Annotated in this window: 11 protein-coding genes; 8 read left to right on the forward strand and 3 right to left on the reverse strand. The window is 71.3% G+C overall.

The window, feature by feature from the left end; all coding sequences use genetic code 11:
- Positions 1–5: 5 nt before the first annotated feature.
- From ACQEV1_RS28440 to ACQEV1_RS28455, 4 genes are all read left to right on the forward strand, one after another.
- Positions 6–1553 (forward strand): alkaline phosphatase D family protein, encoded by a 1548-nt coding sequence (locus tag ACQEV1_RS28440; RefSeq protein ID WP_433397368.1) that lies wholly within the window; start codon positions 6–8, stop codon positions 1551–1553.
- A gap of 21 nt (positions 1554–1574) precedes the next feature.
- Positions 1575–3179, forward strand: coding sequence for a beta-N-acetylhexosaminidase (locus ACQEV1_RS28445; protein ID WP_433397370.1), 1605 nt, complete (start codon positions 1575–1577; stop codon positions 3177–3179).
- A gap of 93 nt (positions 3180–3272) precedes the next feature.
- Complete coding sequence (locus tag ACQEV1_RS28450; protein ID WP_433397372.1) at positions 3273–4229, forward strand: AraC family transcriptional regulator ligand-binding domain-containing protein; 957 nt, start codon at positions 3273–3275, stop codon at positions 4227–4229.
- 63 nt (positions 4230–4292) lie between these two features.
- A complete protein-coding gene (locus tag ACQEV1_RS28455; RefSeq protein ID WP_433397374.1) occupies positions 4293–4829 on the forward strand; it encodes a dihydrofolate reductase family protein in 537 nt (178 codons plus the stop codon).
- Here the strand turns inward: ACQEV1_RS28455 and ACQEV1_RS28460 are convergent.
- From ACQEV1_RS28460 to ACQEV1_RS28470, 3 genes are read right to left on the reverse strand one after another with little or no spacing between them, the layout of a single operon-like run.
- Entirely contained in the window at positions 4791–6380 is a 1590-nt protein-coding gene (locus ACQEV1_RS28460; protein WP_433397376.1) for an AMP-binding protein, read from the reverse strand. The genes ACQEV1_RS28455 and ACQEV1_RS28460 overlap by 39 nt on opposite strands.
- A gap of 7 nt (positions 6381–6387) precedes the next feature.
- Complete coding sequence (locus tag ACQEV1_RS28465) at positions 6388–7641, reverse strand: NAD(P)-binding domain-containing protein (protein ID WP_433405988.1); 1254 nt, start codon at positions 7639–7641, stop codon at positions 6388–6390.
- Positions 7638–8186, reverse strand: a complete 549-nt coding sequence (locus ACQEV1_RS28470) for an OsmC family protein (RefSeq protein WP_433397378.1) — start codon at positions 8184–8186, stop codon at positions 7638–7640. Before ACQEV1_RS28470 ends, ACQEV1_RS28465 begins: the two co-directional genes overlap by 4 nt.
- A gap of 82 nt (positions 8187–8268) precedes the next feature.
- On the opposite strand from ACQEV1_RS28470, the gene metX reads away from it, so the two are divergent.
- From metX to ACQEV1_RS28490, 4 genes are all read left to right on the forward strand, one after another.
- Positions 8269–9480 (forward strand): homoserine O-acetyltransferase MetX, encoded by a 1212-nt coding sequence (metX, locus tag ACQEV1_RS28475; protein ID WP_433397380.1) that lies wholly within the window; start codon positions 8269–8271, stop codon positions 9478–9480.
- Positions 9481–9499: 19 nt separating this feature from the next.
- The gene (locus tag ACQEV1_RS28480) at positions 9500–10849 is read left to right on the forward strand and encodes an O-acetylhomoserine aminocarboxypropyltransferase/cysteine synthase family protein (RefSeq protein WP_285634284.1); all 1350 of its coding nucleotides are present in this window, start codon (positions 9500–9502) and stop codon (positions 10847–10849) included.
- Entirely contained in the window at positions 10846–11328 is a 483-nt protein-coding gene (locus ACQEV1_RS28485; protein ID WP_285584216.1) for a CoA-binding protein, read from the forward strand. Before ACQEV1_RS28480 ends, ACQEV1_RS28485 begins: the two co-directional genes overlap by 4 nt.
- A 294-nt stretch (positions 11329–11622) precedes the next feature.
- Complete coding sequence (locus ACQEV1_RS28490; protein ID WP_433397383.1) at positions 11623–12579, forward strand: MetQ/NlpA family ABC transporter substrate-binding protein; 957 nt, start codon at positions 11623–11625, stop codon at positions 12577–12579.
- Positions 12580–12593 lie beyond the last annotated feature (14 nt).

The raw sequence follows: 12593 nt of genomic DNA on the forward strand, positions 1-12593 counted from the left end.
GACACATGATCACCCGGCGTTCCCTCATCGCCGGGGGCACGAGCCTGGGCGTCTCCGCCGCACTGGGTGTCTCACCCGTGCGCGCGGCGGCGCGCCGTGCCCCGCTGACCGACGTGTTCCGGCTCGGCGTCGCCTCCGGCGAGCCGGCGCCCCAGGGCGTCGTCCTGTGGACGCGCCTCGCCGTCGATCCCCTCTCACCGGACGGGCGCGGCGGCATGCCGGACCGGCCGATCCCGGTCGAATGGCAGGTGGCCCACGACGAGGGTTTCACCAAGGTCGTCCGGCGGGGCGTCCAGGTGGCCCGCCCCGAGGCCGCGCACAGCGTGCACGTCGAACTCGACGGTCTGCGACCCGGCGCCGAGTACTTCTACCGTTTCCGGGCGGCCGGCCAGATCTCCCCGGCCGGGCGGACCCTGACCGCTCCGGCGCCCGGCACCGGCAGCCGCGACCTCAACCTGTCCTTCACCTCGTGCGCCGACTACCAGCTCGGCTGGTTCACGGCGTACCGGCGGATGGCCGAGGACCACCCGGACCTGATCGCCTTCCTGGGCGACTACATCTACGAGTACGGGCGCTACGGCTCGCCGGTGCGCGAACAGGCCGGCGGCGAGTGCTTCGACCTGGCCGGGTACCGGCTGCGGCACACCCAGCACAAGGCCGACCCGGACCTGCAGGCCGCGCACGCCGCCGCGCCATGGGTCGTCATCTTCGACGACCACGACGTCGAGAACGCCTGGGCGGGCGACGTGCCCGAGCAGCCCGACCCGCCGTTCCCGCCGCGCCGGGCGGCGGCGTTCCAGGCCTTCTACGAGAACATGCCGCTCCGCCGCGCGCAGCGGCCGGTCGGATCCGCGCTCCATCTCTACCGCAGCGTCCGCTGGGGCTCGGTGGCCGGCATCCACCTGCTCGACACCCGTCAGTACCGCGACCTCTACGCCTGCAACGGGGGCCGCTCGGGCATCGTCGGTGACGACTGCACGGACCGGCTGGCGCCGAACCGGACGATCCTGGGCGACGAGCAGGAGGCCTGGCTGACGAATCGCCTCCGTCACTCGCGGGCGACCTGGGACGTGCTCGCCCAGGGGGTCTTCTTCATGGAGATGGACTGGACGAACGGCCCGGCCCGCGGGTACTCCAACGAGGGCTGGGACGGGTACGTCGCCAGCCGTGACCGAGTGACCGCGGCGATCGACGACCACGGGCGCAACGCGGTCGTGCTCACCGGCGACGTGCACTCCCACTGGGCGGGCGAGATCAAGCGCGACTTCCAGGCACCCGATTCCAAGTCGGTCGCCGTGGAGCTGGTCACGACGTCGGTGACCTCCGCGGGCGACGGCATGGACGAGTACCCCAACACCCAGGTGCTGCTCGACGAGAACCCGCACGTGACGTTCTTCAACGGCCGCCGCGGCTACGTCCGCACCGTGCTGTCGAAGAAGGAGATGAGGGTCGACTTCCGCTCGCTGCCCTACGTCAGCCGGCCGGACGCCGCCGCGTACACCTCCGGCTCGTTCGTCATCGAGCCCGGCCGGCCGCACCTCAACCCGGCCTGACCACGACCGACGAGGAGATCAATGATCGTCCCGAAGCCCGTCCGGTTCGACATCCGTCCGGGCCGGTTCGTCCTGGACCGGCACACCACCCTCACCGCCGATCCGGAGTTCGGCGCGGTGGCCGCCTGGCTGAGGGGTGAGCTGAGCCCGGTCACCGGCGGCGAACTGCTGCCGGGACCGGGCCCGGGGATCACCTTCGCCGCGGGGAGCATGCCACCGGAGGCCTACCGGCTGTCCGCCGGGCCCGGCGGAGTACGCGTCGAGGCGGCCGACGCGGCCGGCGCCTTCCACGGCGCGCAGACCCTCCGCCAACTGCTCCCTCCGGAGGCGTTCCGCAAGGCCGCCGCCGGACCGGCTCTGCCGCTGCCCGCCGTACTCGTCGAGGACCGGCCGCGCTTCGCCTGGCGCGGCTGCCTCCTCGACGTCGCCCGGCACTTCCTCACCAAGGCGGACCTGCTGCGGTTCATCGATCTGATGGCCGTGCACAAGCTCAACGTCCTGCACCTGCACCTGACCGACGACCAGGGCTGGCGGCTGGAGATCAGACGCTACCCGCGGCTGACCGAGGTCGGCGCGTGGCGCCGGGAGAGCCAGCTCGGCTGGAACGGCGCCATGGACGGCCGCCCTCACGGTGGCTACTACACCCAGGACGACATCCGCGAGATCGTCGCCTACGCCGCGCGGCGGCACATCACGGTGGTGCCGGAGATCGACCTGCCGGGACACATGCAGGCGGCGATCGCCGCCCATCCCGAGCTCGGCAACCTCGACACCCCTCTGGAGGTCGGCACGACGTGGGGCATCGGCCAGAACGTGCTGAACGCCGAGGAGCACACGATCACGTTCTTCCAGAACGTGCTGGACGAGGTCGTCGAGCTGTTCCCCGGCCCGTACGTCTGCGTCGGCGGCGACGAGTGCCGCAAGGACCAGTGGCGGGCGAGCCCGGCCGCCCAGCGCCGGATCGCCGAGCTCGGACTGCGCGACGAGGAGGAGCTGCAGAGCTGGATCGTCCGCCGGTTCGCCGACCACCTCGCGACGCGCGGCCGGCGGCTGGTCGGCTGGGACGAGATCCTGGAGGGCGGAGCGCCCGACGGCGCCGTGATCGCGTCCTGGCGCGTGGACCAGGGTGCCGTGGTCGCCGCCAAGGCCGGACACACCGTGGTCACCTGCCCGAACACCGCGGTCTACCTGGACTACCGGCAGGCGCCAGGCGAGGACGAGCCGGTGCCGTTCGGCACGGTGCTCACCCTCGACGACGTCTACTCCTTCGATCCCGTCCCGGCCGCGCTCGTCGGCGACGAGGCGGCCGAGCACGTCGTCGGCTCACAGTGCTGCCTGTGGACCGAGCTGATCGACTCGCCGCGGCACCTGGACTACATGGCGTTCCCGCGGCTCGCCGCGTTCGCCGAGACGGTGTGGAGCACGCCGGAACGGGACCCGGCCGACTTCCGGCGGAGGCTGGACGCGCACCTGCCCCGCCTGGCGGCGCTGGGGGTGGAGTACCGCCCGGACGACGGCCCGCTGCCCTGGCAACGACGGCCGGGCGTGCCCGGACGCCCGGAGGAGCCGGAGGTCTGGCGGGCCACGCTCGCCGGCTGGACCCGCAACATTCGCGAACGCCCCTGACGTGGATGACATGGACTCGCGGCGTCGCGGCACGCGCGAGCGGCTGTCTATGCTACGGGCACTATGGCGGAGGCAACGGTAGGCGCCCATCTGGTGCGTCTAGTCCTGGACGCGGCGCTGAGCTGTGGCCTGTCCCGGCCCGAACTCGCGCTGGTCCACGGGCTCCCCGGTGACCTGCCGGGCGACGATCTGCTGCGGCTGCCGACCGACACATTGGCCCGGCTCTGGGAACGCCTGCTCGAAGCCGACACCAGGCCCGGGACCGGCGCGCGGCTCGCGCAGGCGGCCCCGCTGGGCGCCCTCGGCGTCTGGGACTACGTGATCGTGAACAGCCGGACCGTCGCGGAGGCGTTCCGCAACGGCGTCGAACACCGCAAGGTGATCTCCGACCCGGGCACGCGGGCCGAGGTGATCGAGGACGGCCGGACGCTGACGCTCCGCTGGCAGGGTGCGATCAACCAGACCGCGGCCGCGGCGGCCAACCACGAGTTCGTCCTGTCCCGCCACCTCTGGTACGTCCGCACCGCCACCGGCCGCGCCGTCACACCGGTACGTGTGGAGTTCGCCAACCCCGCGCCGCGCCGCCACCGCGATCTCGTCGAGCTGTTCGGCACGGACCGGGTGGACTTCGGTGCGCGGGACAACGAGATCAGCTTCCGCGTCGAAGACGCCGAGCGGCCGCTGCCCGGTGCGGACCTGCGCCTGGGAGGGATCCTGCGCCGCAACGCCGAGCTCATGGCGGCCGCCGCCCGCCCGGCTCCGGGATGGCTGGACCAGGTCCGGTCCGCGATCGCCGACGCCATGGCCGAGGGGGAGCTCTCCCAGCACGTGGTCGGCCGCAGGCTCATGGTGAGCCCGCGCACGCTCCAGCGCCGGCTGGAGGAGGAGGGGACGGGCTGGCGGGAAGAGGTGGACGCGGTCCGGCGTGAGCTGGCCGAACTTCTCCTGCGGGACAAGCGGCACACCATGCAGTCGGTCGCCGCGCGGCTGGCTTACGCCGATGCGCGCGCGCTGCGCAAGGCGATGCGCCGCTGGAGCGCTGTCGTCTGAGGACCGCTTCGTGGCGGATGAGGACCTGGGGCCCGACCGGCCCGCCCGCCTAGCGTTACGGCCATGAGAAAGACCATCGCATCGATCATCATCTCCCTCGACGGCGTGGTGGAGGCCCCGTACAAGTGGTCCCTGCCCACCCCCGACGACAGCGTCGAGGAGTACGCGCTCGCGCAGCTGAAGGCCTGCGACGCCCTGCTGCTGGGCCGCGAGACGTACGAGGGCTTCGCGCAGGCATGGCCGAACATCACCGATGAGCGCGGATTCGCCGAACGGATGAACGCCTATCCCAAGTACGTCGTCTCCACCACGCTGACCGAGCCGGCCTGGAACGCCGAGGTGATCAGCGACGTCGCCGAGGTCGCCAAGCTGAAAGAGCAGCCGGGCAAGGACATCCTGATCTACGGCAGCGGTGAGCTCGTCAACAGTCTGATCGAGCATGAACTGCTGGACGAGCTGAGGCTGTTGATCAATCCGGTCGTGGCGGGGAGCGGCAAACGGCTGTTCCCCGACGACGGTGAGCTCAAGCACTGGCGCCTGCGCGAGACGAAGGCCTTCGACCTAGGTGTCGTGCTCCTCGCCTACGAGCGGACGACCTGACCGCTCTCGGAGGGCCCTGCGGTCGATCTTGCCGGTCGGCCCGTACGGCATCTCCGGGAGCACCTCGAGCCGCTCGGGCCGCCGGTAGTCGGCGAGCCGCGCGTCCAGTGCCGAACGGACCTCCCGGATCACCGAGTCGGCGTCCGCGCCCGGCCTGAGGGTGACGTACGCGTGCATCCGATCGCCGCGCTCGGCGTCCCGCAGGCCGAGCGCCGCGGCCGCGCCGATGGCGGGATGTGCGAGGAGCACGTTCTCGATCTCCGCCGGGGCGACGAGGATGCCCTTCACCTTCACCATGTCGTCGGTGCGGCCGTACAGCCAGACGTACCCGTCGGCGTCCAGGTGCGCCCAGTCGCCGGTGAGCGTGTACCCACGGTGCACGGCCGCCCGCTGCTGCTCGGGGTCGATCAGGCGGACGCCGGTCGGCCCGCGCACGCCCAGCCGGCCGGGGGTGCCGGGCCCGCACGGGTCGCCGGCGATGTCGAACACCGCCGCGTCGTATCGCGGCAGCGGCACCCCGACCGAGCCCGGCCGGTCGCCCAGCGGCGCGGCCCCGGTGACGAGCCACAGATGCTCGGTCACGCCGAGCGCGTTGCGCAGCACACTGCCCGTACGCTCGCGCCAGCGCCGGGCGACGGTCGGCGAGAGCGCCTCGGCGCAGCTGTAATAGGCACGCTCCCCGCCGGGAGGCGCTTCGGCGGCGCGGTAGGAACCGGGGTCGGACAGCACGATCCGGGCGTCGCGGTCCTCCACCGCGGCGAAGAACTCGGCGACGTCGTCGAAGTGACGGGCGAGGGCGGTCGCGCCGTACCTCAGCGGCATCATGCACAGGCCCACGAGAGCGTAGGGGAACGTCATCGGCCGGTTCGAGGCGATGAGCGTTCCGGGACGCACGCCCATCAGGTCCCGCCGCGCCGGGTGGGTCAGGTACGCGAGGTCGCGGTGGAAGTGCATGGTCGCCTTGGGGACGCCGGTGGTCCCCGAGGAGAAGGCGAGGAGGGCCACGTCGTCGGCGGCCGTCGCGACGGTGTTGAAGGCGTCCGGTCGCCGGGAGGCCCGGCGGTGCAGATCATCCGGGTAGGTGAGGATCGGAACGGCGGCGGTGATGTCCGCGTCCGCCGCGTCGCACAGGATGAACGACGCCTCGCAGATGTCCACGATCTGTGCGATCTCGGCGGAGCGCAGCCGCGCGGACACCGGCACGACCACCCCGCCGGCCTTCAGGACGCCGTGGAGCCAGACCGCGAACCACGGACCGTTGCGGCCACGGAGCAGCACGCGCTGTCCGGGCCGTAGCGCGAGGTCCTCGGCGAGGATCCGGGCGGAACGGTTCACCCGGGCGGCGAACTCCGCGTACGTCCATTCGCCCGCGTCCGTGATCAGCGCGGTCCGGTCCGGATGCGCCGCCGCAGGCCCGTCGACGAACAGTGTGGCCGCGTTGAAGTCGCCGCCCCACGGGCCCGGCAGGCGGAGATCCGGCCAGGGCTCGACCGCGAGGATCCGGTCCCGGGTGAAGGTGTCCGCGTGCCGCGTGGGGCTCAGCTCAGGCACGGATGCCTCACGGGCGTACGGCCAGGTGGCGCGCGAGGTGGTCGACGACCTCGCGCGCGTCGTCCTCGATGCCGTAGATGAAGGTGGACTTGCGGCGCCGCAGCACCGGCAGCCCGAGCGCGTACAGGCCCGGGCTGTCGACCACGCCGCCCTCGTGGCGCAGCCGGCCCTTCTCGTCGACCACGGGCACGTCGAGCCAGCCGTAGTCGGGCCGGAACCCGGTTGCCCACACGATCGCGGCGATCTCTCCACCGCGCAGGTCGAGCCGCAGCCGCGTCGACTCGGGCACGCGCGTCGGCGCGAAGCGTTCGGGCGGGGCGACCTCGGCGTCACGGCCGTGCGTCCGCGCCCACTCGTCGAAGGTGTCCAGCAGGCGGTTCATCTTCAGGTCCGCGAGCGAGAACACGTTGCGCAGGCCGCCGGAGAACAGCGCGCGCCCGTCGCGTACGGCCGCCCAGCGGCCCACCGGCTCGACGCCCATCGACATGAGCGCGTTGAGGTCGAGCGTCGTCCGCTCGGGGGTGCCGACGAGCTGCGGCGAGGGCAGCCGCCGGGCCCGCGTGAGGTCGTCCACCTCGTCGTACCGCTGGTCCCACAGCCCCGAGGCGTCCATCCACCACAGCACGTCGCGTCCGCGGTACGTGCGCGGCAACCGCACCTGCTCCCCCGCGGAGAGGATCACCGGCCGGCCCGACCGCCTCAGCTCGGCCGCCAGCTGCACGCCGGTCGCCGACGCTCCCACGACCAGCACGCCGCCGTCGGGCAGCCCGTCAGGGCCGCGGTAGTCGAACGGCGTCAGCTGCTCGACGGACGCCGGCACCGCGTCGCTGAACGGCGGCACCGTCGGCCGGTTGCACGCGCCGCTCGCGATGACCACCGTCCGGCAGCGGATCTCGCCGCCGCTCGTCGTCACGTGGTATCCGTCGCCGGCACGCCGCACCGACGTGACGTCGACGCCGGTACGGACGGGAGCGTCGGAGACCTTGGCGAAGCGCTCGATGAACTCGATGACCTCCCCCATGGTCATGTAGCCGTCGGGGTCCGGGCCATCGTAACGGTGGCCCGGCAGGCGGCTCTGCCAGTTGGGGGTGAGCAGGCGCAGCGAGTCCCAGCGTTCGCGCCGCCAGGAGTTCGCGACCTCGCCGCGTTCCAGGACGACGTGGTCGATCGACCGGTCGCCGAGGAAGTGGCTCGCGGCGAGGCCCGCGTGCCCCGCGCCGATGACGACCGTCGTGACGCGTTCGATGGCTCGGCCCCTCAGGCGACTTCGACGGTGACGTCGGTCGGGTTCGTCAGGGCGTCGAACACGGCGGAGCGCTTCTGGGACTGGGCCACCAGCGCCTCGATGTCCTGCTGCGACGCGTCCGCGTCGATGGTGAACGTCACCTTGATGTCATTGAACCCGTTGCGGACGTCGCCGTCGACACCGAGGATGCCGCGGATGTCGTGCGCGCCCTCGACGGTCGCCTCGACCGAGCGCAGCTGGATGCCGCGGTTCTGCGCGACGGACGCCACGCCCGCCGTCAGGCAGCTCGCCAGGCCGACGAGGAGGTATTCGATCGGCGTGATGCCGTTGTCCTCCGCCGCGAAGACCTCGGGGTGGTCCGCGTCGAAGACCGCCTCGGTCTTGTGGTTCTGCTCCTGGCCGAGGCCGAAGAAGTTCTGGATCGTCGTCCTGCTGTGGACCCCGTTCTGCCATGTCGAGGACGCCCGCCAGGTGAACTGAGCGGCCTCGGGCGCGCCCTTCAGCGCTTCACGCGCGTCGAGCAGTGCCTGCACGTTGACTCCGTTGACGACCGTGGTCATGGTGTGTGACGCCTCTCTCGCTCCCCGTATTCCTACCGGAATGCTTGACAATACACCGGCGAAGCCGGGCACCATAGCCCCCATGGCGAAGGCTGTCTCGACACTCGCGGCCGGCTCGGCCGGCACGGTCGAAACGCGATACCTCGACCTGCCGGAGCCGGTGCGGCTCGACTGCGGGCGGGAGCTGCACCCGGTCCGCGTGGCGTACGAGACGTACGGCATTCTGTCCCCCGAGCGCGACAACGTCATCCTGGTGTGCCACGCGCTGAGCGGCGACGCCCACGCGGCGGGCTTCGCCAAGGCACCGCCGGAAGAGAGCACGCGCGACGGGTTCGGCGCCGAGGACCGCGACGGCACGGCCGGCCGGGGCCTCGGCTGGTGGGACGGGATGATCGGCCCCGGCAAGGCGTTCGACACCGACCGCTTCTTCGTCGTCTCCACGAACCTGCTCGGCGGCTGCCGCGGCACGACGGGACCGTCGTCGATCGACCCGGCGACCGGCCGTCCGTACGGCTCCGACTTCCCCGTGCTCACGGTCGCGGACATGGTGCGGACCGAGCGCGCGTTCCTGGACGCGCTCGGCATCGACCGGCTCGCGGCGGTGGCCGGCGGTTCGCTCGGCGGGATGCAGGCGCTGGAGTGGGCGATCCTGTTCCCCGATCAGGTCGACGCCGTCGTCGCGATCGCCAGTACGCATGCCCTCCATCCGCAGGGCGTGGCCTGGAACGCGATCGCCCGCGACGCGATCATGCGCGACCCGGCGTGGCAGGGCGGCCACTACCACGGCACGGGCCGCGCGCCCGACGCCGGCATGGGGGTGGCGCGGATGGTCGGCCACATCACGTACCTGTCCGCGCCGGCGCTGGAGGAGAAGTTCGGGCGGCGGCTGCAGTTCGCCGACGACCTGCGCTACACGATCACCGAGCCGGAGTTCGAGGTCGAGAGCTACCTGCGCCACCAGGCCGAGTCGTTCGTCAAGCGCTTCGACGCCAACACCTATCTCTACACCTCGCGCGCGCTCACGTACTTCGACCTCGCGCGGCAGCACGGCGGCGGATCGCTCACGCGGGCGCTCGACGGCGTCTCGGCGCGGACGCTGCTGATCGCCTTCAGCTCCGACTGGCTGTACCCGCCGTCCGCGTCGAGGGAGATCGAGGAGGCGCTGCGCGCGCTCGGCAGGCCGGTCGAGTTCCATGAGATCGAGGCGCCGTACGGCCACGACTGCTTCCTCCTCGAGGAGGCACGGCAGACGCCCATCATCCGCCGGTTCCTGAATGTAGGCGGGACCGTATGACGTCGAGGAAGATGACCTGGTGACCCACGACCCATCCCGCGCCGAAGAGGCGCGCGCGTTCGGATTCGAGACACGGCAGCTGCACGCCGGGCAACGGCCCGACCCGAACACCGGCGCGCGTGCGGTGCCGATCTTCCAGACGACCAGCTACGTGTTCGAGGACCCCGAGTCCGCGGCGGCGTACTTCAACCTGCAGGAGTACGGCAACACCTACTCGCGCATCATGAACCCGACCGTCGCGGTCTTCGAGGAGCGGGTGGCCAACCTCGAGGGCGGCTCCGGCGCGGTGGCGTTCGCCAGCGGGATCGCGGCGCAGGCGGCCGCGCTCTTCACGCTGCTGCAGCCGGGCGACCACGTAGTCTCGTCCTCGGCGCTCTACGGCGGCACGGTGAACCAGCTCAAGCACCTGCTGCGCAAGATGAACGTGGAGCTGACGTGGGTCGATCCCGACGACCCGGAGGCGTGGCGGAAGGCGGTCCGCGCGAACACCAAGGCGTTCTTCGGCGAGACGATCGGCAACCCCGCCGGGAACGTCCTGGACATCGAGACCCTGGCGGCCATCGCGCACGAGCACGAGCTGCCGCTGGTCGTCGACAACACGTTCGCGACGCCGTACCTGTGCCGCCCGATCGAGTGGGGCGCCGACATCGTGATCCACTCGGCGACCAAGTTCATCGGCGGTCACGGCACGAGCATCGGCGGCGTCGTCGTCGAGGCCGGCACGTTCAACTGGTCCAACGGGCGGTTTCCCGTGGTCGCGGACCCGTCGCCGGCCTACCACGGCCTGCGCTTCCACGAGACGTTCGGGACGTACGGCTACCTGATGAAACTCCGGGCCGAGACGCTGCGCGACCTCGGCGGCGCGCTGTCGCCGTTCAACGCCTTCCTGTTCCTGCAGGGGCTCGAGACGCTGTCGCTGCGGATGGAACGCCACGTCGAGAACGCGCGGGCGGTCGCGGAGTTCCTCGAGTCGCACGAGCTGGCGTCGAACGTCACCTACCCGGGCCTGCCGGGGAGCAGGTACCGGCCGCTCGTGGAGAAGTACCTTCCGCGCGGCGCGGGCGCGGTGTTCTCCTTCGACTGCGCCGGCGGCCGGGCCGGCGGGCAGGGCCTCATCGGCGGCGTGACGCTCTGGTCGCACCTGGCGAACGTCGGGGACGCGAAGAGCCTGGTCATTCACCCCGCCAGCACGACGCACCGCCAGCTGAGCGACGAGGAGCTGCGGGCGGCCGGCGTCGGTCCGGGTACGGTGCGGCTGTCGGTCGGCACCGAGTCCGTCGACGACCTGATCTGGGACCTGGAGCAGGGTTTCGCGCACGTCGCCCTTGCGGCGGAATCGGCAGCGGGAGGGAAGGTGGCGAAGTCATGACCGATCCGACGCGATACCAGGACCCGCTGACGATCCAGCGCGTGCTCCACACCGCCGGGACGATCGCGATCGTGGGCCTGTCGAGCAACGAACTGCGGGCCAGCCACTTCGTCGGCTACTACCTCAAGCGGCACGGCTACCGCGTGATCCCGGTGAATCCCCGCGAGACGGAGATCCTCGGGGAGAGGTCCTACGCGAGCCTGCTGGACGTGCCCGTGCCGGTGGACGTCGTGAACGTCTTCCGCGCGCCGGACGCCCTGCCGGCGATCGCGCGGGAGGCCGTGGAGATCCATGCCGGTGCGCTCTGGTGCCAGTTCGGCGTGATCAACGAGGAGGGCGCGCGCATCGCCGAGGACGGCGGCGTGACGGTGGTCATGGACCGCTGCCTGAAGATCGAGCACGCGCGCTACGTGGGCCGGATGCACTGGCTGGGCTTCAACACGCAGCGCATCACGTCCGTCCGCGCCGGGCTCCAGTAGCTCCGGCACCCTTCCACCGGATAACCACTTGCCGAGGTATTACCTACTTAAATAGCATGAAAACCATGCTTTTCGGTCCGCTGCCACCGGCGACGTCAAAGCCTCGCCGGCCCGGGGTGCCGCCCCTGCGTGAGGTGCGGCTGACCATCCGGCGCGTGATCGACTACGCCCAGGTCGCAAGCTGCCTCTGTTGTCGATGAGAACGGCACGGCGTCACTCCTGACGACGCCGTGCCGCCCCTCGCGTGTCCGACCCACGCGATCCCCCCTCATCGATGAACCCCCGGAGGTTGTCATGTCCGAGTCCCCCACAGCCGGCGACCCGGTGGAAGAGCCCCGCCTGCCCGAACGCCGGTCCGGTGGCGGGCGACGCGTCACCTGGATCGTCTCGGCCGTGGTCGTCGCCGTCATCGTCGTCGTCGCGATCGTCGTCGGCGTCACCGGCGGATCCAGCGACGCGAAGACGGTGCGCGTCGGCGTCGCCGACGCGTCCGAGCCGTACTGGAAGACGTTCGCGGCGCTGGCGAAGAAGCGGCTGAACGTCACGGTGACGTACGTCAACTTCAACGACTACAGCCAGCCGAACCCCGCGCTGAAGGAGAAGCAGCTCGACCTCAACGAGTTCCAGCACATCCAGTACCTGGCGAACTACAACGTCACCGCGCACGACGACCTGCAGCCCATCGGCGCGACCGCGGTCTACCCGCTGCCGCTGTACTCGCTGAAGTACCGCACGCCGGACGCGCTGCCGGACGGGGCCAAGGTCGCCGTCCCGAACGACGCGATCAACGAGGCGCGCGGGCTGCTGGTGTTGCAGGCCGCCAAGCTCGTGACGCTGAAGAACGGCGGCACGGCGTTCTCCAGCGTCTCCGACATCACGTCGCACCGGGTCGACGTGGTCACCCTCGACGCGTCGCAGACCGCACGGGCCGTGCTGACCGGTTCGGCCGCCGCGGCGATCGTCAACAACAACTACGCGACGAACGCGAAGCTGCCGAAGACGAACGCGATCTTCCAGGACGACCCGGCGAGCCCGATCGCCGCCCCGTACGTGAACATCTTCGTCGCCCGCGCCGCGGACAAGGACGACCCGACGTACCTGAAACTGGCCGCGCTGTACCACGACCCCTCGGTGGAGAAGGGCGTGCAGGCCTCCAACGGTGGCACCGCGGTGTTCCGCGACGTTCCGGCGGCGACGTTGCAACAGGAGCTGAAGACCGTCGAGGCCCAGGCCCGGGCGGCCGGGAAATAGAGAGGGGACGGGTG

The sequence above is a fragment of the Actinoallomurus sp. CA-142502 genome, from assembly GCF_050936355.1.
Classification (GTDB): domain Bacteria; phylum Actinomycetota; class Actinomycetes; order Streptosporangiales; family Streptosporangiaceae; genus Actinoallomurus; species Actinoallomurus iriomotensis.

Excerpts from the sequence above, each read along its gene's own strand:
- ACQEV1_RS28490 (WP_433397383.1), top strand. The coding sequence starts at position 11,623 with ATGTCCGAGTCCCCCACAGCCGGCGACCCGGTGGAAGAGCCCCGCCTG.
- metX (WP_433397380.1), top strand. The coding sequence starts at position 8,269 with ATGGCGAAGGCTGTCTCGACACTCGCGGCCGGCTCGGCCGGCACGGTC.
- ACQEV1_RS28440 (WP_433397368.1), top strand. The coding sequence starts at position 6 with ATGATCACCCGGCGTTCCCTCATCGCCGGGGGCACGAGCCTGGGCGTC.
- ACQEV1_RS28470 (WP_433397378.1), bottom strand. The coding sequence starts at position 8,186 with ATGACCACGGTCGTCAACGGAGTCAACGTGCAGGCACTGCTCGACGCG.
- ACQEV1_RS28485 (WP_285584216.1), top strand. The coding sequence starts at position 10,846 with ATGACCGATCCGACGCGATACCAGGACCCGCTGACGATCCAGCGCGTG.
- ACQEV1_RS28455 (WP_433397374.1), top strand. The coding sequence starts at position 4,293 with ATGAGAAAGACCATCGCATCGATCATCATCTCCCTCGACGGCGTGGTG.
- ACQEV1_RS28445 (WP_433397370.1), top strand. The coding sequence starts at position 1,575 with ATGATCGTCCCGAAGCCCGTCCGGTTCGACATCCGTCCGGGCCGGTTC.